General features: G+C 32.8%; 20 protein-coding genes. 12 read left to right on the plus strand and 8 right to left on the minus strand.

The genetic code is table 11. From position 1 onward, the window contains the following. Positions 1-7 precede the first annotated feature (7 nt). The 7 genes from QYS48_RS15310 (at position 8) to QYS48_RS15340 (ending at position 9,028) form a co-directional block, all read left to right on the plus strand. A complete protein-coding gene (locus QYS48_RS15310) occupies positions 8-1,801 on the plus strand; it encodes a hypothetical protein (RefSeq protein ID WP_308356683.1) in 1,794 nt (597 codons plus the stop codon). Between the two features lie 184 nt (positions 1,802-1,985). Further along, a complete protein-coding gene (locus tag QYS48_RS15315; RefSeq protein ID WP_308356684.1) occupies positions 1,986-2,444 on the plus strand; it encodes a DUF2267 domain-containing protein in 459 nt (152 codons plus the stop codon). A gap of 22 nt (positions 2,445-2,466) precedes the next feature. Further along, the gene (locus tag QYS48_RS15320; protein WP_308356686.1) at positions 2,467-4,341 is read left to right on the plus strand and encodes a CBS domain-containing protein; all 1,875 of its coding nucleotides are present in this window, start codon (positions 2,467-2,469) and stop codon (positions 4,339-4,341) included. Continuing rightward, entirely contained in the window at positions 4,325-5,524 is a 1,200-nt protein-coding gene (locus QYS48_RS15325; RefSeq protein WP_308356687.1) for a succinylglutamate desuccinylase/aspartoacylase family protein, read from the plus strand. The genes QYS48_RS15320 and QYS48_RS15325 overlap by 17 nt, the downstream gene beginning before the upstream one ends. A gap of 142 nt (positions 5,525-5,666) precedes the next feature. Next, positions 5,667-7,115, plus strand: a complete 1,449-nt coding sequence (locus tag QYS48_RS15330; RefSeq protein ID WP_308356688.1) for an NAD(P)/FAD-dependent oxidoreductase — start codon at positions 5,667-5,669, stop codon at positions 7,113-7,115. Positions 7,116-7,181: 66 nt separating this feature from the next. Beyond that, on the plus strand, positions 7,182-8,153 hold the full coding sequence (locus QYS48_RS15335) for an oxidoreductase family protein (protein ID WP_302100686.1): 972 nt from the start codon (positions 7,182-7,184) through the stop codon (positions 8,151-8,153). Continuing rightward, positions 8,150-9,028: an inositol monophosphatase family protein gene (locus tag QYS48_RS15340; RefSeq protein ID WP_308356689.1), complete on the plus strand. Its 879-nt coding sequence runs from the start codon at positions 8,150-8,152 to the stop codon at positions 9,026-9,028. The genes QYS48_RS15335 and QYS48_RS15340 overlap by 4 nt, the downstream gene beginning before the upstream one ends. On the opposite strand, the gene QYS48_RS15345 is transcribed toward QYS48_RS15340, so the two are convergent. Beyond that, a complete protein-coding gene (locus QYS48_RS15345) occupies positions 9,029-9,391 on the minus strand; it encodes a response regulator (protein ID WP_302125276.1) in 363 nt (120 codons plus the stop codon). A gap of 266 nt (positions 9,392-9,657) precedes the next feature. On the opposite strand from QYS48_RS15345, the gene QYS48_RS15350 reads away from it, so the two are divergent. Together QYS48_RS15350 and QYS48_RS15355 are read left to right on the plus strand one after the other, a co-directional pair. Further along, positions 9,658-10,155, plus strand: coding sequence for a hypothetical protein (locus tag QYS48_RS15350; RefSeq protein ID WP_302100680.1), 498 nt, complete (start codon positions 9,658-9,660; stop codon positions 10,153-10,155). A gap of 6 nt (positions 10,156-10,161) precedes the next feature. Next, on the plus strand, positions 10,162-10,608 hold the full coding sequence (locus QYS48_RS15355) for a DUF2147 domain-containing protein (protein WP_302100679.1): 447 nt from the start codon (positions 10,162-10,164) through the stop codon (positions 10,606-10,608). 56 nt (positions 10,609-10,664) lie between these two features. Here QYS48_RS15355 and QYS48_RS15360 read toward each other — a convergent pair whose 3' ends face one another. Beyond that, on the minus strand, positions 10,665-11,726 hold the full coding sequence (locus QYS48_RS15360; RefSeq protein WP_302125280.1) for a DUF6268 family outer membrane beta-barrel protein: 1,062 nt from the start codon (positions 11,724-11,726) through the stop codon (positions 10,665-10,667). Between the two features lie 464 nt (positions 11,727-12,190). Here QYS48_RS15360 and QYS48_RS15365 point away from each other — a divergent pair, with 464 nt between their 5' ends. Next, positions 12,191-12,604, plus strand: coding sequence for a BLUF domain-containing protein (locus tag QYS48_RS15365; RefSeq protein WP_302100677.1), 414 nt, complete (start codon positions 12,191-12,193; stop codon positions 12,602-12,604). A 150-nt stretch (positions 12,605-12,754) separates the two neighbouring features. Here QYS48_RS15365 and QYS48_RS15370 read toward each other — a convergent pair whose 3' ends face one another. The 3 genes from QYS48_RS15370 to QYS48_RS15380 are packed head-to-tail and all read right to left on the minus strand — an operon-like array spanning position 12,755 to position 16,749. Continuing rightward, positions 12,755-15,274, minus strand: a complete 2,520-nt coding sequence (locus QYS48_RS15370) for a TonB-dependent receptor (RefSeq protein ID WP_308356691.1) — start codon at positions 15,272-15,274, stop codon at positions 12,755-12,757. Next, positions 15,267-16,178 carry a FecR family protein gene (locus QYS48_RS15375; protein WP_308356692.1) on the minus strand — a complete coding sequence of 304 codons (912 nt, stop codon included), beginning with the start codon at positions 16,176-16,178 and terminating at the stop codon, positions 15,267-15,269. The genes QYS48_RS15370 and QYS48_RS15375 overlap by 8 nt, the downstream gene beginning before the upstream one ends. A 58-nt stretch (positions 16,179-16,236) precedes the next feature. Further along, positions 16,237-16,749, minus strand: a complete 513-nt coding sequence (locus QYS48_RS15380; protein WP_302100671.1) for an RNA polymerase sigma factor — start codon at positions 16,747-16,749, stop codon at positions 16,237-16,239. A gap of 284 nt (positions 16,750-17,033) precedes the next feature. Between QYS48_RS15380 and QYS48_RS15385 the strand changes: the two genes are divergently transcribed. Together QYS48_RS15385 and QYS48_RS15390 are read left to right on the plus strand one after the other, a co-directional pair. Beyond that, the gene (locus QYS48_RS15385) at positions 17,034-18,083 is read left to right on the plus strand and encodes a hypothetical protein (RefSeq protein WP_308356693.1); all 1,050 of its coding nucleotides are present in this window, start codon (positions 17,034-17,036) and stop codon (positions 18,081-18,083) included. Between the two features lie 39 nt (positions 18,084-18,122). Further along, positions 18,123-18,917: a hypothetical protein gene (locus tag QYS48_RS15390; RefSeq protein ID WP_308356694.1), complete on the plus strand. Its 795-nt coding sequence runs from the start codon at positions 18,123-18,125 to the stop codon at positions 18,915-18,917. A 158-nt stretch (positions 18,918-19,075) separates the two neighbouring features. Here QYS48_RS15390 and QYS48_RS15395 read toward each other — a convergent pair whose 3' ends face one another. The 3 genes from QYS48_RS15395 to QYS48_RS15405 all read right to left on the minus strand — a co-directional run bounded on the left by QYS48_RS15395 (position 19,076) and on the right by QYS48_RS15405 (position 21,138). Continuing rightward, positions 19,076-20,209 carry an amidohydrolase family protein gene (locus QYS48_RS15395; protein ID WP_308356695.1) on the minus strand — a complete coding sequence of 378 codons (1,134 nt, stop codon included), beginning with the start codon at positions 20,207-20,209 and terminating at the stop codon, positions 19,076-19,078. A gap of 3 nt (positions 20,210-20,212) precedes the next feature. Next, positions 20,213-20,764, minus strand: a complete 552-nt coding sequence (locus QYS48_RS15400; protein WP_302100663.1) for a DUF2911 domain-containing protein — start codon at positions 20,762-20,764, stop codon at positions 20,213-20,215. 206 nt (positions 20,765-20,970) lie between these two features. Then, positions 20,971-21,138 (minus strand): hypothetical protein, encoded by a 168-nt coding sequence (locus QYS48_RS15405; RefSeq protein ID WP_308356696.1) that lies wholly within the window; start codon positions 21,136-21,138, stop codon positions 20,971-20,973. Positions 21,139-21,161 lie beyond the last annotated feature (23 nt).

Here is a 21,161-nt window from a genome sequence, read left to right on the forward strand (position 1 = left end):
AATTAAAATGGAAAACATAGAAAATACAGTTCATGAAAATTCTTTCCATTTAAAAAAGACTAGCACTGCTCCTGAGCAGGAAATGAAAGACTTTTGGAAGGATTTAAGGCATTTTTATCGTACAGCTGAAAAAAATGATGAAGAGCTGAACTCTAAAACTTATCATGCTGCTTTACAGGATGTTATACAGAAAGAATCCGCTTATCCCTATAAGATCATTGAAAATCACAAAGAGATCATTTTAGAAGAGGAAGAAAACATGCCTTTGTTTATGCTAGATTTTATTATGTCTAGCTATCAAATACAAAATAGAAAGAAATTTAAAGAAGATGTAAAAAGAGTAATAGAAGTATTAAAAACTATTTTAGATGTTGACAGCAAGAGTAGTCAGATACTAAAATTAAAAGAAAATTATGGTTTTGCCGCTGAGATGATAGCATTTGAAAAAATGGTGGATTTGTTACCGAAATCGGCCAAATCTGACTTATCAAAAAGTAGAATTCAACGCTTAAAATCCATTCTAAATGATTTACAAAAGTTTAACAACTTTATTGAAAAACAACATGGAATAGTGGTTTATGAAAAAGCGCTGAAGACTGTAATAGAAAAGAATTTACTATTTAAAGGTGTCAGAACAATTGAGGCTAAAACAAATGCATTTGAGTTAACCGAAGATTTATTTAAGCATGAAATAAGGTCCTTTACAATTTTAATGAAGGCCTTTAAAATGGCTCAATTAGAAATTGAAGATGAATACGAAGAAGAGTTTCATGATGATTATTTCGAACATTTTGATTGGCATCATTTACAAGAGGATGAATTAAGATTATTTGTTCCTATTCTTTGCATTACTGATCAAAAATATCTTAACAACCATTTAACATCATTCGGAAAAATGATGGCGGTTAATCACCCCGTTAATGTGGTGATTATCAATCAAGAATTAGTATCAGAACCTAACCCACAGCTTAAATGGGTAGATTCATCTTATAAATTTCGACAAGAAATAGCCGCTTTAGCCATTGCCCAAAGAAATATTTTTACATTCCAAAGTACAATAGCAGAACCTGCACTTCTATACGAAGGGGTTAAAAAAGCTTTAGGTTCATATGCACCTTCTTTAATCCATATCAGTGTTCCTTCTAACGTGAGAATGACTACCCTAAGCAGAACACTTTTAGCCAATGCAGCCAATGCAGGGAGATACTTTCCGATGGTTCAATACGATCCTATAAAATTTAGCGAATGGGGCAGAAGGTTTTCTATTACATCTAATATCCAACCGACAAATTTATGGCCTTCTTATAGCATAAGCATCAGATCTGAGGATGATGAGGTTCAAAATATTGAAATGAACTTTACTTATGCAGATTATAAAGCAATATTTCCTGAAAAAGTAAAAGAATTAATGATAATTCCAGCTGAATTTGAAACAGACCAATTAATTCCTGTTTCTGAATTTTTGGAAATGGACTTGAAAGACCGATTTGAGAAGATACCATTTATATATTTGGCTGATGATAATCATGAATTATTCAAAGCTGCAGTTCCCTATGTTTGGATTTTATCTTGTCAGGAAAGAGCTGATTACTGGGCATTTCTTCAAGAATTAGCAGGCTTTAATAGTTATAAAGTACGTTTAGCGGTTGAAGAGAAGAACAAAGAGCTAAACGAAGTATTAGAAAAGGAAAAGAAAAAGCTAGAAGAAGATAGATTAAAAATCACGCAACAAGCGGAAGAAAAGGCAGTAGCTACAGCTGCTCAACGACTCGTTAATGCTCTTATGGAAGGGGAGATTTAGAAGTCTTAAGTCAGAAGTTAGAAATATTGAGTTAGAATTTTGAAAATCTTCTATACAGATTTACAGAATTAACGCTTTGTAATTCAATTATATATCATGACATATATCATCTATATTACTAATCTATATTAGAGTTTTTAGAGGGTAAGCTTTTTATATTAGTATATAATAAAAAGCTACGGAGATGAAATTTGAAAAGTATACTCAAACCGCCAATAGCATTCTTAAAGAGATTGCGGAAGAACTAGGATTCCCAAACGATATTGACCTTTCTGGTAGAATATTAAGGGCTGTTTTACATACGTTAAGATCCCGACTAACTATACAGGAGTCATTCCAATTAATGGCACAACTCCCAATGTTATTAAAAGCGATATACGTTGAAGGCTGGAAATATCAAGAAAAACCTACTAGAATTAAAAATATAGGTGAATTTATTAGGGAAGTAATTCATGAAGACCAACCCTTAGGACATCATGATATCAGAACTGTAAAAGATGGCGAAAATGTTATCCGTACAGTTTTTAAAGTAATCAGAAACCATGTTAGTGAAGGAGAAATTACTCATATTATCATGAGCATGCCCGCTGAATTACGCCCATTGTGGGGACTAAAAGACAAAATGCAAACGGCTAGTCCATAGAAAAATTTCAAATTCATTAAAAATGGGAGATAATAAAGTCATTAGTACCGAAAATATTTCAGCTAGAAATAAATTTATGCGACAGCTTTTGAATGATATTGAATCATTGGAATACATGTTGAAGCATAAGTTAATAGAAGATGATAAAATCCGAATAGGTGCTGAACAAGAGTTTTTCCTTGTTAACGAGCAATGGAGACCATATTTCGAATATGAATATATTCTGAAAGCACTTGATGACCCCCATTATACAACTGAAATGACTCGTTACACCTTAGAAATCAATGCAGACCCAATTGAAGCTAAGGATAACTGCTTAACCAAAATGCATGAACAATTAAATGACCTATTATATAAGGCTAATAATGTAGCGGGACAATATAAGGCTAAGGTCATTCTTACTGGAATTCTTCCCACGATCAGAATGAATGAGATAACACTAGAGCATATGACACCGATCATGCGTTATTATGCTCTTAATGAGCGTACAAAAGAATTACGTGGTGAAGATTTTAGTCTGCATATAAAGGGCGTTGATGAACTAACAGTTTTACATGATACCATAGTTTTTGAAGGTTGTAATGCTAGCTTTCAAACTCATCTTCAAATAGCGCCTGATGATTTTATTTCAAGTTATAATTGGGCTCAAACCATTGCAGCACCAGTATTAGCAATAAGTGCTAATTCTCCTTTACTAATGGGCCGTGAGTTATGGAATGAAACTCGAATAGCCTTATTTCAACAAAGTATAGATACAAGAGCAACATCATATGCTTTACATGAGAAAGAATCACGAATTTCATTCGGTCATAAATGGGCCAGCGGCTCTGTAGTAGATATTTTTAAGGATGATATCGCAAGGCATAAGGTTATGCTGGCTAAAGCCATTAAAAATAATTCTATCAACATTTTGGAAAGGGGTGGAGTTCCAAAACTTGAAGCGTTAAAAGTTCACAACAGTACTATATATCATTGGAATAGAGCTTGTTATGGATTAAGTGATGGCAAACCTCATCTAAGAATTGAAAACAGATACCTTCCCGCTGGTCCTTCTACTGATGATGAAATTGCAAACCTAGCCTTCTGGGTAGGCTTAATGGCAGGCAGACCTTCAAAATTTGATGATATGCCAAGTATTATGGATTTTAAAGATGTCAAAGCTAATTTTTGGAAAGCTGCTAGATATGGAAAAGATTCTGTAATTTCTTGGGAAAATAAAGACCTTCAAGTAAATGAATTAATACTTGAAAAACTGATTCCAATTGCTCTCTATGGTTTGCAAAAACTTGATATTGACGAAGCAGATATTCAAAAATATATTAACATAATTAAAAACAGGGTAAATGGTCAAAACGGAGTGCAATGGCAAATTTCCAATTTTCGTAGACTGCGACAACAATACAAACTAGATGACTCCTTAAAAACACTTACCAGTTCTATTTACCAGAATCAACAGAAAAATATTCCAATACACAAATGGCAACCTATTAATGAAATTTGTTGCACGCATAAAAATGCTATCACGGTTGGCAGTATCATGTCTACTAAACTTTTCTTGGTAGAAGATACTGACTTAGCAGATCTAGCAACAAACATAATGCGCTGGAATAACATTCATCATCTACCTGTTGAAAACAGTAGTGGTCAATTAGTTGGGCTTCTTACATGGTCGCATATGACGAAAAGGTATCCTAAGAAGCGTAATGAAAAAGAAGTAGTATCAGACATAATGGTAACTGAGCCATTCACTGTTCATTCAGATACATCTATCAAAGAAGCCATGAATATTATGAAAAAACATGGTTATGGATGTTTACCAGTTGTTGAAAAAGATAAATTAGTTGGAATCATTACTAATACTGACCTAATTCCATTTAGCAATGACAAGCATTTCTGAAGATATCATGCCGCAAGTTTCCACCGAAAGATTAATTACTCATATTGAAGGAAATAATCAAGGACCAATAGTTGTATTCTTAGCAGGTATACATGGCAATGAACCTTCAGGAGTTTTTGCCTTAGAAAGGCTTAGTCAAAAACTAGTTGGTAATGAAAAAAACATTAGTGGAAATATTTATGCATTAAGAGGAAATATAAATGCTTTGGAGAAAGGAATTCGTTTTGAGAAAGAAGACCTAAACCGTTTATGGACTAAAAGCAGAATGCAAGCTTTGAATCAAAAGCATGTCTTTATTAGCAACCCAGATCAGGCAGAACAACAAGATTTATATGAAAATCTTATGAGTATAATTAATCGTCATGAAGGTCCTTTTTATTTTATGGATTTACATACTACCTCATCCCATACTATTCCATTTATTACATTGAATGATACCATACTTAATAGAAAATTTACCAGACAATTTCCAATGCCCATTATTTTAGGGATAGAAGAATATTTAAAAGGACCCGCCTTAAGCTATATTAATGAATTAGGCTACGTTGCTTTTGGTTTTGAGGCAGGTCAACATGATGAAAAACAATCGGTAGATAATCACGAAGCCTTTGCTTATGTAAGCTTAGTTTTGACAGGAGTCCTACCAGAGACTAAGCTTTTTCACCGCTATATGCAGAGGTTAAAAAAAGCAACGAGAGGAATTGGAGGCTTTTATGAAATTTTCTACCGTCATGAAATTCAGCAGGAGGAAGAATTTATTATGCGACCAGGATTCGTGAATTTTCAAACCGTAAGGAAAAATGCCTATTTAGCAGAAAGCATTAACGAAGGAATATATGCACCTCATGAATCAAGAGTATTAATGCCGCTATACCAAACGCAAGGTGAGGATGGATTCTTTTTAATCCGTAAAATTGCGCCAATATATTTACACATATCAGCGATTCTTCGTAAGCTTAGGATGGATCATTTACTAACCTTATTACCAGGTGTTAGCTGGCAAACCAAAGCGAAAGAAGGATTGAAAATCAACTTAAGAATAGCACGCTTTTTTGCTAAACCAATATTCCACTTGCTAGGCTACAGAAGTGTTGAAATTGGAGACCACTATTTGTTTGCAAATAGTAGAGAAAAAGCCTCCAGAGATAAAGAGTATAAATTTGCTAAATGGAATTATAAATAATTAACTTCTAGAAATAACCATTCTCCTTTACAACCATCTTCTACTCATTGAATATGTAAACCATCTAAGGCATTAAAGTATCATAGAATGTATGTCCTGCCATAAATTATTTTATATTTGATAGCTAAGAAGATATAAATCTATGGAAAATAAGCTGTATGATGTTTTAATTATTGGTGCTGGAATTTCTGGAATTGGAATGGGATATTGGCTAAATAAAAAATGTCCGGAAAAGAATTATAAAATTTTAGAAGCTAGAAATAAAATTGGGGGCACTTGGTCATTGTTTCAATATCCTGGAGTTCGCTCAGATTCTGATATGTTTACTTTCGGCTATAGATTTAAACCGTGGAATGATCCTCAATCTATCTCAAGCGGATACAAAATATTAAAATACCTTAAAAGCACCACTGCAGAAAATAATATCGATGACAACATTCTGTTTAATCATAAAATGACCACTGCCAATTGGTCTGATGAAGCAAAATGCTGGGAGCTGAAGGTAGAAACTAAAGAAGGAAATTTAACCTATACATGTAAATTTTTGAGTATCTGTACTGGCTATTATGATTATAAGGAATCCTATAGACCGACTTTTGAAAATGAAAATGATTTTGAAGGCAAAATTGTAGTTCCTCAATTTTGGCCAAAAGATTTAGATTATACAGGAAAAAAGGTGGCCATTGTAGGTAGTGGAGCTACCGCTGTAACCTTAGTACCCTCTATGGTTAAAGGGGGAGCTGAACATGTTACCATGATTCAAAGATCTCCCACCTACATTATGAATCTGCCCAACAGGAATCAGATGTTTATTAGCCTGAAAAATTACATCTCATTAAAATGGGCATATAAAGTTACCAGATGGAAGAACATTGCCTTACAAATGTTATCATTTGGTCTATCCAGAGTATTTCCCAAATGGATGAAAGGCATGCTGATGAAAGCTGCTGCAAAGCAATTACCAGAAGGATATCCTGTCGATAAACACTTCAATCCAACTTATAATCCTTGGGATCAGAGGCTCTGTGTCGTGCCTGATGGTGATCTATTTAGTGTTATAAAAGAAGGAAAAGCAAGTGTAGCCACCGATCAAATTTCGCATTTTACTAAAACAGGTATTTCATTAAAATCAGGAGATCAAATTGATGCTGATATTATCGTATTAGCAACAGGACTTAAAGTGCAACTTCTAGGAGGGGCAGCACTTAGTGTGAATGGTGAACTCGCTAAAATAAATCAATCAATGATCTATAAGGGCATGATGGTCAGCAATATACCAAATCTTATTTATGCTTTTGGTTATACAAATGCTTCATGGACTTTGAAAGTTGATTTAACAGCGAATTATCTTTGTAAGCTTTTGAAGTATATGGACAAACACTCCTATGAAGTAGTGATACCACACGAAGAAAACGCTGCTTCAAATGAAAGCTTCTTAAATTTGAATTCAGGTTACATTGAAAGAGCAAAAGAGATTCTTCCAAAGCAGGGTAAAAGAAGACCATGGAGGGTATATCAAAGCTATTTAGTGGACATGCTAGCCACTCGTTTTGGTAAAGTAAAAGATAAGGCACTTCAGTTTGAGAAATAATAATTATTGACTTGGTATTAGATTGCAGTTTGGCATCTCATGAAAAAATAAGAGCTTTGAATTGATATGTTAAACTTAAAAAAAGAAATTCTAAGAGTTACTTCTGCTTCAAATATTTTAGAAACTCAATCGGTTCAAAATCTCTGGAGTGGGTATGGTGAAATAAAACGTTACCAATTAGAAGAAGGTAAGTTTAAAAGTATAATTGCAAAACATATTCAACTCTCTGATGGTCAGCAGCACCCTAAAGGTTGGAACACCTCAAGTTCACATCAGCGTAAATTAAAATCATATCAAGTTGAAAGAGTTTGGTATCAAAATTATGCTCATTTAACTGATGAAAATTGTAGAGTTCCAAAGGCGTTGCATTCAACTGAGACTGAAATGGAAATGCTTATAATAATGGAAGATTTGAATGAATCAGGATATCCTCACCGCCATAACCCAGATAATATTACACTTCCTAATGTAAAAAGTTGCTTAAAGTGGCTGGCCAATTTTCATGCAAAATTCATGAATAATCCTGCAGAAGGGCTTTGGCCAATTGGAACCTATTGGCATTTAGACACTCGTCCTGACGAATGGGATAAAATGAATAATCTTAGCTTAAAAAATACAGCTAAGGCTATAGATGAAAAATTGAATCAAGCTCAATATCAGACCATCATTCATGGAGATGCAAAGCTAGCTAATTTTTGCTTCGGAAATAATAATAATGTGGCAGCAGTTGATTTCCAATATGTAGGCAAAGGCTGCGGAATGAAAGATGTCGCCTATTTTATAAGCAGTTGTTTTGAGGAAGAGGAATGTGAAAAATACGAAGAAGAATTACTAGGGCATTATTTTAATGAGCTTGATAAAGCCTTAGATAATACTTTGGATTTCAAATCATTAAAGTCAGAATGGCAAAAGTTATATAAATATGCTTGGGCTGATTTTTATCGCTTTTTAGATGGGTGGAGTCCTGGTCATTGGAAAATGCATGATTATAGCCAGCGTTTAACGCAAGAAGTATTAAGTGAATTGGATTTAAAATGAATCTGACTAATCACGATATGGCTGAATTATCTAAAATAGCAGAAAAAGCAGCTATTGAAGCGGGACATTATATTCAAAAGCAGTTTGACCAACAATATGAAAAAAGGCATAAAGAGGGAGGAGACTCTCTTGCTTCACAAGTAGTAACTGAAGTAGATATTCAAGCTCAAAAAATCATACTTGATCAATTAGAAGAAAGTATTATTAAATATGATCTAGGGTTGCTTACGGAAGAGCAAGAGGATAACCAATCAAGATTTGAAAAGGATTATTTCTGGTGTGTGGATCCTTTGGATGGTACTTTAGCATTTACTGAAGGTAGATCCGGTTATGCGGTTTCCATTGCTTTAATTTCAGAAGCAGGGGATCCGATCATCGCCTGTGTATATATACCTGATTCAAAAGAATTGTTTTCAGCCATTCTAAAAAAAGGACTATCTCTTAATGGAAGTCCATTTAAGAAATCAAGGTCATCTGATATTCTCCATTTTTATTACGATATAAGTCTTGAAAAGACACCTTATTTTAATACCATTAAGAATGAACTGCATAATTTTGCCATAAATAATGGGCTGAAAAATTTAAAGCTCCATTCAGGTCAGGGCGCAGTATGCAATGCTATTGGAGTATTAAAATCAGGATACGGATGTTACTTTAAATTTCCAAAGGAAAACAGGGGAGGTGGTAGCATTTGGGACTATGCCGCTACCCGTTTAATATTTAATGAAGCAGGATTACTGGTTTCAACGATAAATGGAAAAAAATTACCATTAAATAAAGAGAATACCTTTATGAATAAATTCGGTATTATCTATACGTTTAATTCTACGATTAAAAAATTTATTCTTCAGCTGTACAAGCAATTAACTAAATAATTAAACTAAACCTGACTTATCAATTAACTCTTTGAGTTTATCAAAATTTACAGGCTTCTCTAAAAAACCTATTACATGAGGATATTCAGCTAGTTTTTCTTGATCAATATGTTCAGATGAAATCATAATGGTTTTGGGTTGATGCTTCATTAAATCTAACACATCAAATCCACTTAATCCATCAATATATTGATCCAAAAAGATAATATCTGGATGATTTCTATGAATATCGAGTAAGCCTCCTAATGTATTGTTTCTTGAGCTAATGTGTTCAATTTCAGCATACAATTCATCCATATTTGCTTTTAAATATTTGCTGAATATAATATCATCATCAATAATCAGGTATTTTAATTTACTCATGGTTAGGCAGTTAATTTTTATTCAGAATTATTAATTCCTTAATCAGAATCAATAATACAAAAATAGTTTAGTAAGTTTTACATCATAAGATTGAATTATTGATATTTTTCTGGCATTATATTCGCTAAACAATTCTAAGTTAAAAAAGAAGAATAGACAGAAATAAATGAAACAATGAATAAAAGCCTCATCTTTTCAGCCGATTTTAAGATTCTTTTGTATTTTAGAGGATCTTTAATTTAATCTTAAATTATAATTTTAAACGTATGAATAAATTATTCGCTTTTATATTTATTTCTTCAGTATTATTAGCTTGTAGTGCCCCAGAAACTGTAGAATACCAAAGCCCATCAATTGAAGTTGAAGGAGAATTTTTATTTGAAGGTCCTAATACTCTTCAGGGAAAAGCATCTGAAGATATTCTGGCTCAGATCGCATCTCAAAATGAAATTACAGAGGAAAATATTAAATCTATAAAACTAAAGTCTGCAACGATTTCATTTTTTCCTGATAGTTTACGCACAGATGTTGAGAGTGCATTGATTCAATTAGTATCTGATGACCTAGAGTTGATTTCAGTTGCAACTAAAAGTCCTTTACCGCAAGAAGAGGTTATTTCTCTTGAAGTGACAGCTGAACAAGATATATTGCCTTATTTAAAAGATGATAGTTATACCTTGGTGGTAGATGCTAATATATCTTCGGATATGGACTATCTAAGTGCGAAAGTAAGTTTTGAATTTAATGTTGAATATAAAAAGTAAGTAAATATGAAAAAGTTAATTTATGTACTTTGTTTTTTCGTTACATTTTCTTTGTCTGCTGAAAATGATCCGGGAGACAAGTTAATAGGAGTATGGAAGCCTAGCAATGGAAGATCAATGGTGAAAATCGATAAAATTGGTAATAAATATTATGGACGTGTTGTATGGTTAAAAGAACCAACAAATGAGGATGGAAGTCCAAGGACTGATGTAAACAATCCAGATGAATCCTTGCGTGAAACACCACTTAAAGGTTACAGATTAATTAAGGACTTTGTTTATGATGAGGAAGAAGATTTATGGGTAGATGGCACTATATATGATCCTAATAATGGAAGTACTTATAATTGTAAAATCGAATTGAAGGATGATAACACAATTGAAGTAAGAGGATATATTGGTGCTGCTGTTTTTGGTAGAACTGATGTTTGGACGAGACTGAAAAGAAAATAAAAATAGTTAATTCATTTAAAAGGGCTGCAATTTTAAGGTTGCAGCCCTTTTATATTTTATGGGCTTACCAAACTCAATGAAAACTGGATATACCAAGTATTACTTAAGCTATTTTCTTGCAAATAATCATCTCCATTAAATCCTCGATAAAATTCACCTTCATCTAGCTCAAAAGAGTAATTAACTCTATAGCCTGCTTGGCCACTAACCCAAATAAAATCATTTAAGCCTCTAGAATAAGTTAAACCAGCTCTTATTTCAGACCTTCTCAATTCTACTGAATTATTAGTAATAGTTGAAGCGGCCTGATAATTTCCAAAATTGCTTAGGTTGTAAGTAGCACCTTCAACATAATACCCCATTAAAAGTAAATTTCTACTATTCATACGATATCGTGCTTGTAATCTAGCAGGTAGCAGGGCTTCAATTCCCCATTTTTCATTTTTAAAGGTTTTATAATAATAGACTACAGGCAGTACATTTAAAGCACCACCTAAATAGGTTCTTGAAACTCCAGCTCCCCACATTAAATTATCATTGGGTTTAAAACCATAAATTAAGGCTGCAGGAACTCTCGTATTGGATAAAGAAGGTGGATTATCAAAAGAGTAATCACCGTTTAATTCAACTCCTAATTGCGCCAATAAAAAGCTCTTTTCATTTAAAGGTTTGAATAATGTAAAGTTTGTATTTAACCATTTCAAGCTGTAATCCGATAAAGTAGCATTTAAAGGATTTTGGTAGATCACATCATTTCCACTATTAAAACCAAACTGAACATAATTAAAACTCCAGTTTATTAAGATATTGTTTTTGGAAAGCAAGGGTACATTAGAATTGAAACGAAACCCACTTGCTTGCGACCATTCAGCTTCCTCTTCAGCTACATCTCCAATCGCAGGAGTAGTTAATGTAGAGGGTCCGTGATAATCTAATCCAAAACTTACCAATTGGGTTGGACTTTGGCCTAAAGTTTTATTCGTACAGAAAACTTTCAGACTACTTCCAGCTTCTTCGAACATAGAAGGATCAAAATCATCAAAATCGTCATCACCATCTTGACCCATAATCATGTTAGTTGAAAGCAGTAAGAAAAATAATAGTATATAGTTTTTCATTTTATAATAGTTATGGATTTAAGTTATAATATTTCAATAATAAAGATATTAATAATTTATTACAATGGCTGAAAGTTAAATCTACAGTAACATAAATAAAATGTATTATACTGTTAAAGAATATTTATATCCGTAAATATGACATAGCCACTCATTTTTTTTGAATTGTTGATATTGCTTAAAATACCCTATTAACTATAAAATAGAATTTATTATTTAATCAGAAGGTTACAATAAAAATTTGAATAGGTGCGTAACTTATATACACATTTGTACACAATATGTGGTTAAACCATGAAGAGAATTTACATTTCTCAGAACTTGATAATTTTTTAATCAAAAAGTAAAAAGAAATTAGTATAGTTTCCAAATAATCAAGTATTTAGCGCATTATTAAAATGATTTATATAGGCTATGGCTAATAAATTATTCCCTACTATTTTTTTACTTTATAACTAAATAAAATGCTTTCAAATTTAATTTACGTAAGTAAACGTAAGAGTAATTGCACAGAAGAAGAAATCAAGAAGATTTTGGATTCTTGTGAGAGAAATAATTCGGGTGAAGATATCACAGGGGTATTGCTATACTCAAAAGACAGCTTTGTTCAATACCTTGAAGGAGAGTATAAAAAGATCTTCGAATTATATGATAAAATAAAATTGGATGATCGTCATAAAGAAATTAGACTGATCAATAGCAGTCCAATTAAAGAAAAAGTATTCCCAAGTTGGCACATGGGCGCTAAAAAACTTGATTTCTCAAATATCGAATTCAAAACCGATATTACTGAGAAAGATAAAGGAGAGTTTAATAAAATTCTTAACGGAGAAAATTCTCCAAATTCAGTGGAATTGCTGAAGAAGGTATTTAATTAAAAATTTACCGATTAAAAAATTTGAACACAGACTATCAGTCTGTGTTTTTTTATGCTTTTTTTCATGATTTAGAGATTTATAAGGGACTAGGAAACATATGCAGATGTCAAAACTTTCGCATCATAATTTATTAATCATTACACAAACATTCTACAAACTCCACTGAATTGAAAGGTTAGGAGTGAATTTTAGGGCTTGCTGCCTTATTTCTTGTATCGTATTATCTGAATCTAATAGATAGTACTGATTAATGATATTTTCATAATTAATGAAATTCCAAAGTGAAATAGCGAATTGTAGTTTCTGATTAAGCCTCAAATTATATGTATACCTTATAGATAAGTCAGGTCGCATATAAAAAGGTAAACGATAGCTATTGACCGTCTGATACAATATCGAGTCATTAACAACCTCTTGCCCTTCTACAATTCTACTGAAAGCCCTACCTGAATGGTAATTTAGGCCTAATGCAAATTCCAATTGCTGCAATTGATAGCTTATCCCCATTCCACCTGCATGTGGTACATCAAAATTACTTGGAAAAGAAGAAGGTGTAAATTCCGAAAAATTGTATTCGGTATTTGAAATAGAATGGTTCAACCATGCATTCAAATCATCCATCTGCTTATTAATTAAGATATCAATCCCTTTTGAAGTATAATTCCCGCTACTTCTGATGAATCTATATTGATTTTGAAATCCCTGACTACTACTGCTTATATTTTTTACGTCTTTCCAATAGCCTTCAGCACTAATTAGCCAGCCATTTTTGCGGTAGTGCCCACCTATCGAAATTTGACGACTCGAGATTATAGGAAGATCTTGATCATTTACTAAAACCCATCTACGCTTTTCAACTGCTAAAAAATCGGTTTGAAAATCAATGATTTGAGTTGTCGTTTGTGTTTTAAGCTCTGCCAAAAGCTCAATGTCAAATGCATCATTAAGCTGTTGGTTAAAGGTTAAGCGTGGTTCAAAACTGTATTGATTAAACTTATTAAAATAATTCATTCTTAAGCCCACTTTTGCAATGGATTTTCCCTGAAAAAAAGACCATCGAATATCGTTGATAATAGAGTGAGTTTGAAGTACTTCTTTTACATTTCGGCTAAAGGCTGGTTTGTTAATTTCATCAAAATTAAGCACGCCAACTTCATTAAATTGATATCCATAATCATACTGAAGTCCGGTTTTAAGCTTTTGACTATTCATGAGTGTTAAATTCAGGTCTAGAACCTCATTTTGCTGCCGAAGAATTTGATCATTGGGTATATCATAATTAATTGAATTTAAATCATATGAGGAAGCAGATAAATGAATTTTTGTATTCAACTGCTGAGACCACTTTCGATTTAATTCTGCAGAAGCTATCCAGTTTTGCTGGCTTAACTCACTAGTCTTAGAATCAATAATTCCATTATTAAGTGCACTTTCCTCATAAGAAATAGTATTGTACATGTTTAAATAACTAACTCTAAGTTTATCTCTTGAATTAATATCATAAAGTAGTTTAGCCGAATAATCGTGAAAATTAAAATATTGATTGCTCCTTAAAGTATCAGTGGCTTGTACAAACTGTGACACCTCCGTATTGGCAAAAGCCCGTTCAAAATAGTTATCAAAAGTAGGAGTATTCAAAACATCCGCTATTGACCTTCTGGCTGATAGATTTATGGCTATTTTATTAGTAAGTGGTATCTTCCAATAACTATTAGCATTTAACATATTTAAACCTACTGCACCTTCAAAGCTTTGGTTAATTTCATTTTCCATTTTAATATTGAGCACACTTGAAATACCGCCTGGATATAGGGGAGAGGTTCCATTTTTAGTCAATTCAACCTGATTAATTAAGTAGGGATTTAGGGCAGAGATAAGCCCGAAAAAATGCCCAGTTTGATACATTCTGGCTCCCTCCCAGAGCAGTAAATTTTGATCATTTGAACCACCTCGCACATTAATATCAGAAACTCTTTCATTTAGACTTTGAATGCCCGGAAGCTTCTGAATACTGAAAAGAACATCCTGCTCACTCAGGCCAGGTAAGAGTGAAGTATTGGGTACATTTATGCTTATGGTTCCATCACTTTTTTTATTAATCCCTTCAGTTAGATAATACTTAGTTTGCACTTCTTTAAGCATTGTATTACGAGACTGAAGCCCTATTTTATTTACTTTTTCTCTATTTAATGATTTTATGCTCAACTGCTGACTTTCATAATTCAAATGGCGAATTATGAGATTATCTACTTCCGCATCCCTTATTTTAAAACAATAATTACCCAGGCTATCAGTATAAAATACTTTTTTTCCATAGATTATAATGCAATTTTCTATAGAGGCTCTATTCTGTTTATCGAAAACATGTAAACAAATCAAATCCGAATGCTGATCATTCCTGACGCTGATGGTGTAGAATTGTGCATTTAACTTATTGATTTTTAAAGGAGTTTTTGACTCAATCCATTGCAGATAATCATCTAAAGATTGATGGGAGACAGGATAAGGAAGTTTTAAATGCGCAACATGCTCATCTACATAGGAAAAGTTAACCTGATATTTTGATTCAAGTGAATCGAGAAGGGCAGGCAAAGAAATAGAGCTCTGTTTTTGGGCAAAGCTGGTAAAAGGTAAAATGAATACTATATAAAATACTATTCTTTTAATCACGATTTATAATAACCTTTTTGCCTTTTATGACAAAAGATAAATGAAGTGGTTCAGTAATAGATTTTAATGCGAGATTAATATCATCATGGCTAAAACTTCCACTAAATAAGGTTTTTTTATTTATATCTTTTGTATCGATGGTTACATCATATTGTCTTTCGAATTCTTCTAATACATATTGATAAGGGATACTGGAAAAACTACTGATTTGATTCATCCATGAAGGAGTTGTTGACAATGATTTATGAATGAGTTGGTAATTAGATTTTTGGGCTTTAAAAATATCGCCAGGCTTTAACACCTTAATATCATCACCAAAACTCACCTTAACAGAACCTTCATAACAGCTAACTTCAAATATATCGTTTCTAGCTAATACATTAAATTCTGTTCCTAATACTTTAACATTACCATTTTTAGTTCTAACATCAAATTGAATACCCTTTTCTACATCAAAAAAAGCTTCACCTTTTAATGATAAAGTCCTTTCTTCATCCCAGTTCTTGGCATCATAGGATACTTCTGATACTGCATTAAGCCATACTTTAGAAGAATCTGGTAATAAAAAATTACTGTGCTCAGCCGTATAGGTTGATTTTACATCCTCAGCTGTATAGTTGTAATATAAATAAGCACTCAGCAAGACTAATAATAGGGTTGCTGCTACTTTATAAATACTATTCCATGGGTTGAACCTAATTTGGCGTTGCTTAGGCGCCTCCTTCAATTGCTCTTGTAAATATGAATATTCGGATTCCTCTTTATATTCAGGCGCTCTGAAGGCTTGTAAATGTCTATCAAGCTTCACAAGATTTTTGTAATCATCTGTTTTTCTGAATTCTTTAAATTCCTGCTCGGAAAGTGTATTATCCAGCCATTTTTGTATGTATTCTTCCTTTTTCATGATTGTCCTAATAATATAACAGACAAGGAGATAAATCTCCTACCACATTACTTAATTTTTATATGCCTTCTACCTTTTCTCTTATTAGAGCCAAGGCCTTATATATTCTTTTTTCTACCGCTTTTCGTGAAATCCCAAGCATATCGGCTATTTCCTGATGTTTTTTACCTTCAATACGGTTTAGTAAAAAAGTTACCCTCATTTCTTCCGTTAATTCATTAATAGCAGATTCTAATTTGTTTTGATATTCCTGCTCTTCTAAAAGGTATTCTGGATTCTCATGTGTATATGATTTTGGTTTGATTGCACTAAACTTTTGAGCTGTTTTAGATTTATCAATCTCATTTAGAATGAAATTTTTAGCTACAGTGAATAAAAAACTTTTTGCTTTTTCAAAAGGAACACTTGCGCAGTTATTCCAAAGTTTAACAAAAGCCTCTTGAACAACATCTCCAGGATTAAAAGCATCCCCATATTTATAATATAGGAAATTGTGTAAATCCTTAGCGTGGGCACTAAAGAGTTTACTATACACTTTTTCTTGGCAAACATCCTGTTTCGATTCGCTCATAAATCTATTAAAAAGAAATTTGAAGTTTTAATCACTTAATAAAGTTAAAAAAACTAAAAGGGGGATGTATCAAATTATTATATAATTTACTTATATCCGAAATAATTTTTTTATTATTCAATAATAAGATTTTTACAATTTTTGTAAAGTGCTATTTATCAATAGTTTACAAATACATACTCTTTTATAATAGAGGTGGTAATTTGAACTAAATAAAAAAAATTAAAGTCAGTGGTAGGAGTTTGCTCCTTCATTCTGTTTTATACACAAAGAGCGCAATTATTATGCAAAAGATTTACAATCTCATCGGTTCACTTATAATTATTAGTATGACTTTCTCCAGCTGTCAGGAGGAATTTGTACAAGTAGATAATCCTTCGGAAGAAGAGCAGATTAAAGTGGAATCTGAGAGTTTTGATTTACTACTAGCGATGAGTGAACTTGATGGAAGTAAAGACGATTTCTTGGATGATAACGGTTGCTTTGCAATTCATTTTCCATATTCTATAACAATAGGAGATAGTATCATTCAAGTTAATGATGCTGATTATTTATATGATTTGGAAGAATTTCTGGATGATAACGAATATGATGAAGATTCTTTCGCTATCGTTTTCCCTATTATGCTTACTTCATATGATTATAACAGCCTGCAAATCAATAATTATATTGAGTTAGACGAATTGGAGGATGATTGTAACGAAGAATATATCAGCTGTATTGATATTGAATATCCTATCAGCTTTTCTGTTTATAATGAAGAAGCACAAAATGCTAGAACTGTATCTATAGAAAATGATCAAGACTTATATGTTTTCTTAAGCAACATTAAGGTAGAAGAAATTATCAGCCTTGATTATCCTATAAAACTCAGCCTAGAAAGTGGGGAGATTCTTAATGTTAATACAAATTCTGAATTAACAACGGCCATTAATACCTATAGAGATGAATGTGAAATAGAAGATGTGGAAGATGAAGAAGTGATTACTGAGGCCGATAGCCTATCTACTATTCTTGCATCAGGAAAATGGGTAGTAAGCCTTTTAGATTCTGCTGGCGTGGATTACACTGCCGTACTTTCCGCTTATTCTATTGAGTTCTTGGAAGCAGAACAAATGCTATTATCGAATGGTGAAAAAGATATTGCGGGTGAATGGGAAACTTATTCTGAGGATATAACGACCATTTTAATAATAGAATTAGAAACTGAGGAATCTCCATTTGGAAATTTTAATCATGAATGGGTATTGCAAAGCATTGATTCTACCAGTCTCAAATTAGAGGCAGATATGGAAGATTATCTGCTAAAACTCAATCTGGAAAAACAACAATAAAAATAATAAATCAAGTATTTAACTTTAAAATCAAATAATATGAAATCAAGTATTAAAAACTCTCTATTAGCTTTAATGATGGTCTTAGGATTATTCTTTCAAAGCTGTAATTCAGATACAGATCCTTCAGCAGAGGCTGTAGTTGAATTAAATATGAAGGCACAAACTACTCAATCTACTATAGCAACTGGTCGTTCCATCAATTCAGGATTTGTATTCACTGAGGTTTTATTAGGGGTTTCTGAATTAGAATTTGAAACCTTAGAAGAAAACGAAAGAGAAGATGAAGAAGGTGAAGACGAAAATGAAGAGATCGAATATGAAGGCGAATTCATAGTAGATTTACTAACTGGAACTAGCAGCCCTGATTTTGGAATGGCTGATTTAGCACCAGGTATTTATGAAGAAATTGAAATGGAAATGGAGCCCTTTATTGATGGTCAGCATTCTGTTTTTATTGCTTTTAACTATACTAATGCAAACAATGAAGTAATCAATGTCGAATATACATTTGATGAAGAGATTGAATTCGAAATCGAAGATGAAAATGGTTTCCAATTAGATGGTGGTGTTGCCAACCAAATGCTAATTGTATTTGACTTAGATGCACTTTTTGCAGGAATCGATTTAAGCAATGCTACAGCTGATGATGATGGTGTAATCAGAATAAACAGCACTTCTAACTCTGAAATTGCGGCTCTTATAGAAAGCAATTTAGATCAAACATTCGAAGCAGGTGAAGATGATGATGATGACGGAGAATTTGATGATGATGAGGAAGAAGATGACGATGATGACGATGATGACGATGATGATGATGATGATGATAATTAATTTTCCAGTATGTTGAGTAAACAATGAAGAATAGGAGGCCTGATAGGCCTCTTTTTTGTTCTATAAAATGGAATGGATAATTAAGACAATAAGTCTATTTCTCATAAAAACTGATACCCTTAAAAAGTGGAAGGTGATTTTAATATTATAATAAACAATTAATTTACATTAGTATTGAATAGAGTTGAGTCAATACCTGGAATTACCTTTAGTGCATTTTGATAGTAAACTTTTTGTAATACAGAGTCGGGGAGACCTAAACCGTACATTTTCCAGTGTGCATGACGTTTTCGGTAATAATCAAAATATTCATCTCTGGTTTCTAATACTCGGAAATAAGTATAATACTCTTCTTTGTTGTAAGCATCTTTTCCCATCATCACCCGGTCTTGATAATTGATCATAAACTCCCTTGCAGTTATGGGTTGACGGCCTAATTCTGCTAATACGGCACCTATTTCAGTATATACATTTGGCATTTCATCTAATAGATTAGCTAATCGTTTTAAATCATTTCCAAACCAATCTAAATGCGCAGCAATAAATGTGGTCTCCGGATGCTTTCTAAAAACAGCATGTTGTTCAGCCATCACTTCTTCAAAAGAAGGATTTTTTTCAGGATCCTTGTATCGGCTAGGATATTGTTTTAATTCTAGCCAGCGTTCATTGTTTTTATCTTTAGGAAACCAAAAAGCTTCGGGTTCTCCGGTATGAATTAATACTGGAATACCCAATTCACCACATTTAGCCCATATAGGATCAAGCCTGGGATCATCTGCCTTAATTCTGTTTCCCTCATTATCGGTATCCGTAAGCCCTAAACTTTTATACACTTTAAGGCCTTTTACACCCATTTTTACAGCTTCTTCCATTACCGATAAGGTTTCATTTGGCCATCCTTCATCATCCAGTTTCTCAAAATCAAGGTTCATGAATAATACAAAGCGGTTGCTGTATTGTTCATTCACATTTTCAAGAGACTCTTCCAGATATTTACCTCTAAATCCACTTAAATTTACCATTACAGCCATATTTAAGTCATTCATCTCTTGCACCAGTTTATCTAAATCCTGTACAGGCATAGTCCATTGATGATTGTGAACATCCACGAAAGGGAATTTCGCACTTTTCAAGTGATGTTCTTCTACCTTTAAGGTAGAGATAGGTTCATATTCTTCAACATCCATTACGTTTAATCGATAATGTATCTTGCCAATTAACCAATAGGCAAGACCTAGAAAAAGTAGAATTAAAATGGGTATTCCTACCCATTTTTTTGCTGAGAATGCCATGATTTATTGTACTGATACAGGAACGGTAAACATCACATCGTCCCAGCTAAAATGGATGGTAGTGCCTCCATCATTCGGCATAAAACCAATAGTAAAGATTTCAACAATTGAAGCTGATTTTTCTACTGGTGCATCTACAGCTACCACATCCAACTCATAATCAGGTTCTACTGCGCCAAAAAAGACACCCGTTTCACTATTTAAAATTACTTTGAAAGCTTCTGGGCCTGGAATGGCATACATACGGTAAGTCCCAGCTGAGACCGCTTTGCCTCCAAAATTAACATCTTTATTAAAAGTGATTTCAGTGGCCGCATTTGCTCCTAATCGCCAGTATTTACCATAGGGCTGAAGTGCCTGCTCACTTTCCTCTCCGAAAATCAATCTACCTTTCTTTGAAGGCTGACTGTAATCTATAGTGATTTCTAATCCATCTTCATTAAAGGATACCGTTGCAGGAGGACTAACGGGTGTAGCTATGAACAAAGCGTAAACAATGTAGGCTATTAAAACTATGAAGAGTATTCCGATTCCTAATAAAATTTTCTTTTTCATGTTCTTGTTTAGTTTTGTTCTTTCAATTTAGTAAATATTCATCAATGAATACATCAGATTAACAAAACCAAAGGGCAAAATATCAACTTTGTTTCTAAAGTGATTAAAGTTTTAACTAATTAGATTGGGTTGAAAATATACATCCAGCATTAATTTCAATTTAATATTGTAATATAGTTTTAATGAAAATGGCAAAATTAGGATGATTAATGCCTATAACCCTTCCAGGTTCCTCCATATCGGTAATCTGCTAAAGATTGATATTTTGGTAAGCAATTTTTACAAACGAAAATCCAATCTTTCCCTTTCCTTTGCTGAATTCTATACATGACATCATATTCAAGATTACAAGACGGACAAAGCTTAGTTTTCATTAAGTAAATCGTATCAATAATTC

Source organism: Marivirga arenosa, assembly GCF_030503895.2.
GTDB classification, from domain to species: domain Bacteria; phylum Bacteroidota; class Bacteroidia; order Cytophagales; family Cyclobacteriaceae; genus Marivirga; species Marivirga arenosa.

Coding starts and splice junctions, on each gene's coding strand:
- QYS48_RS15310 (WP_308356683.1), top strand. CDS start 8: ATGGAAAACATAGAAAATACAGTTCATGAAAATTCTTTCCATTTAAAA.
- QYS48_RS15315 (WP_308356684.1), top strand. CDS start 1,986: ATGAAATTTGAAAAGTATACTCAAACCGCCAATAGCATTCTTAAAGAG.
- QYS48_RS15320 (WP_308356686.1), top strand. CDS start 2,467: ATGGGAGATAATAAAGTCATTAGTACCGAAAATATTTCAGCTAGAAAT.
- QYS48_RS15325 (WP_308356687.1), top strand. CDS start 4,325: ATGACAAGCATTTCTGAAGATATCATGCCGCAAGTTTCCACCGAAAGA.
- QYS48_RS15330 (WP_308356688.1), top strand. CDS start 5,667: ATGGAAAATAAGCTGTATGATGTTTTAATTATTGGTGCTGGAATTTCT.
- QYS48_RS15335 (WP_302100686.1), top strand. CDS start 7,182: ATGTTAAACTTAAAAAAAGAAATTCTAAGAGTTACTTCTGCTTCAAAT.
- QYS48_RS15340 (WP_308356689.1), top strand. CDS start 8,150: ATGAATCTGACTAATCACGATATGGCTGAATTATCTAAAATAGCAGAA.
- QYS48_RS15345 (WP_302125276.1), bottom strand. CDS start 9,391: ATGAGTAAATTAAAATACCTGATTATTGATGATGATATTATATTCAGC.
- QYS48_RS15350 (WP_302100680.1), top strand. CDS start 9,658: ATGAATAAATTATTCGCTTTTATATTTATTTCTTCAGTATTATTAGCT.
- QYS48_RS15355 (WP_302100679.1), top strand. CDS start 10,162: ATGAAAAAGTTAATTTATGTACTTTGTTTTTTCGTTACATTTTCTTTG.
- QYS48_RS15360 (WP_302125280.1), bottom strand. CDS start 11,726: ATGAAAAACTATATACTATTATTTTTCTTACTGCTTTCAACTAACATG.
- QYS48_RS15365 (WP_302100677.1), top strand. CDS start 12,191: ATGCTTTCAAATTTAATTTACGTAAGTAAACGTAAGAGTAATTGCACA.
- QYS48_RS15375 (WP_308356692.1), bottom strand. CDS start 16,178: ATGAAAAAGGAAGAATACATACAAAAATGGCTGGATAATACACTTTCC.
- QYS48_RS15380 (WP_302100671.1), bottom strand. CDS start 16,749: ATGAGCGAATCGAAACAGGATGTTTGCCAAGAAAAAGTGTATAGTAAA.
- QYS48_RS15385 (WP_308356693.1), top strand. CDS start 17,034: ATGCAAAAGATTTACAATCTCATCGGTTCACTTATAATTATTAGTATG.
- QYS48_RS15390 (WP_308356694.1), top strand. CDS start 18,123: ATGAAATCAAGTATTAAAAACTCTCTATTAGCTTTAATGATGGTCTTA.
- QYS48_RS15395 (WP_308356695.1), bottom strand. CDS start 20,209: ATGGCATTCTCAGCAAAAAAATGGGTAGGAATACCCATTTTAATTCTA.
- QYS48_RS15400 (WP_302100663.1), bottom strand. CDS start 20,764: ATGAAAAAGAAAATTTTATTAGGAATCGGAATACTCTTCATAGTTTTA.
- QYS48_RS15405 (WP_308356696.1), bottom strand. CDS start 21,138: ATGAAAACTAAGCTTTGTCCGTCTTGTAATCTTGAATATGATGTCATG.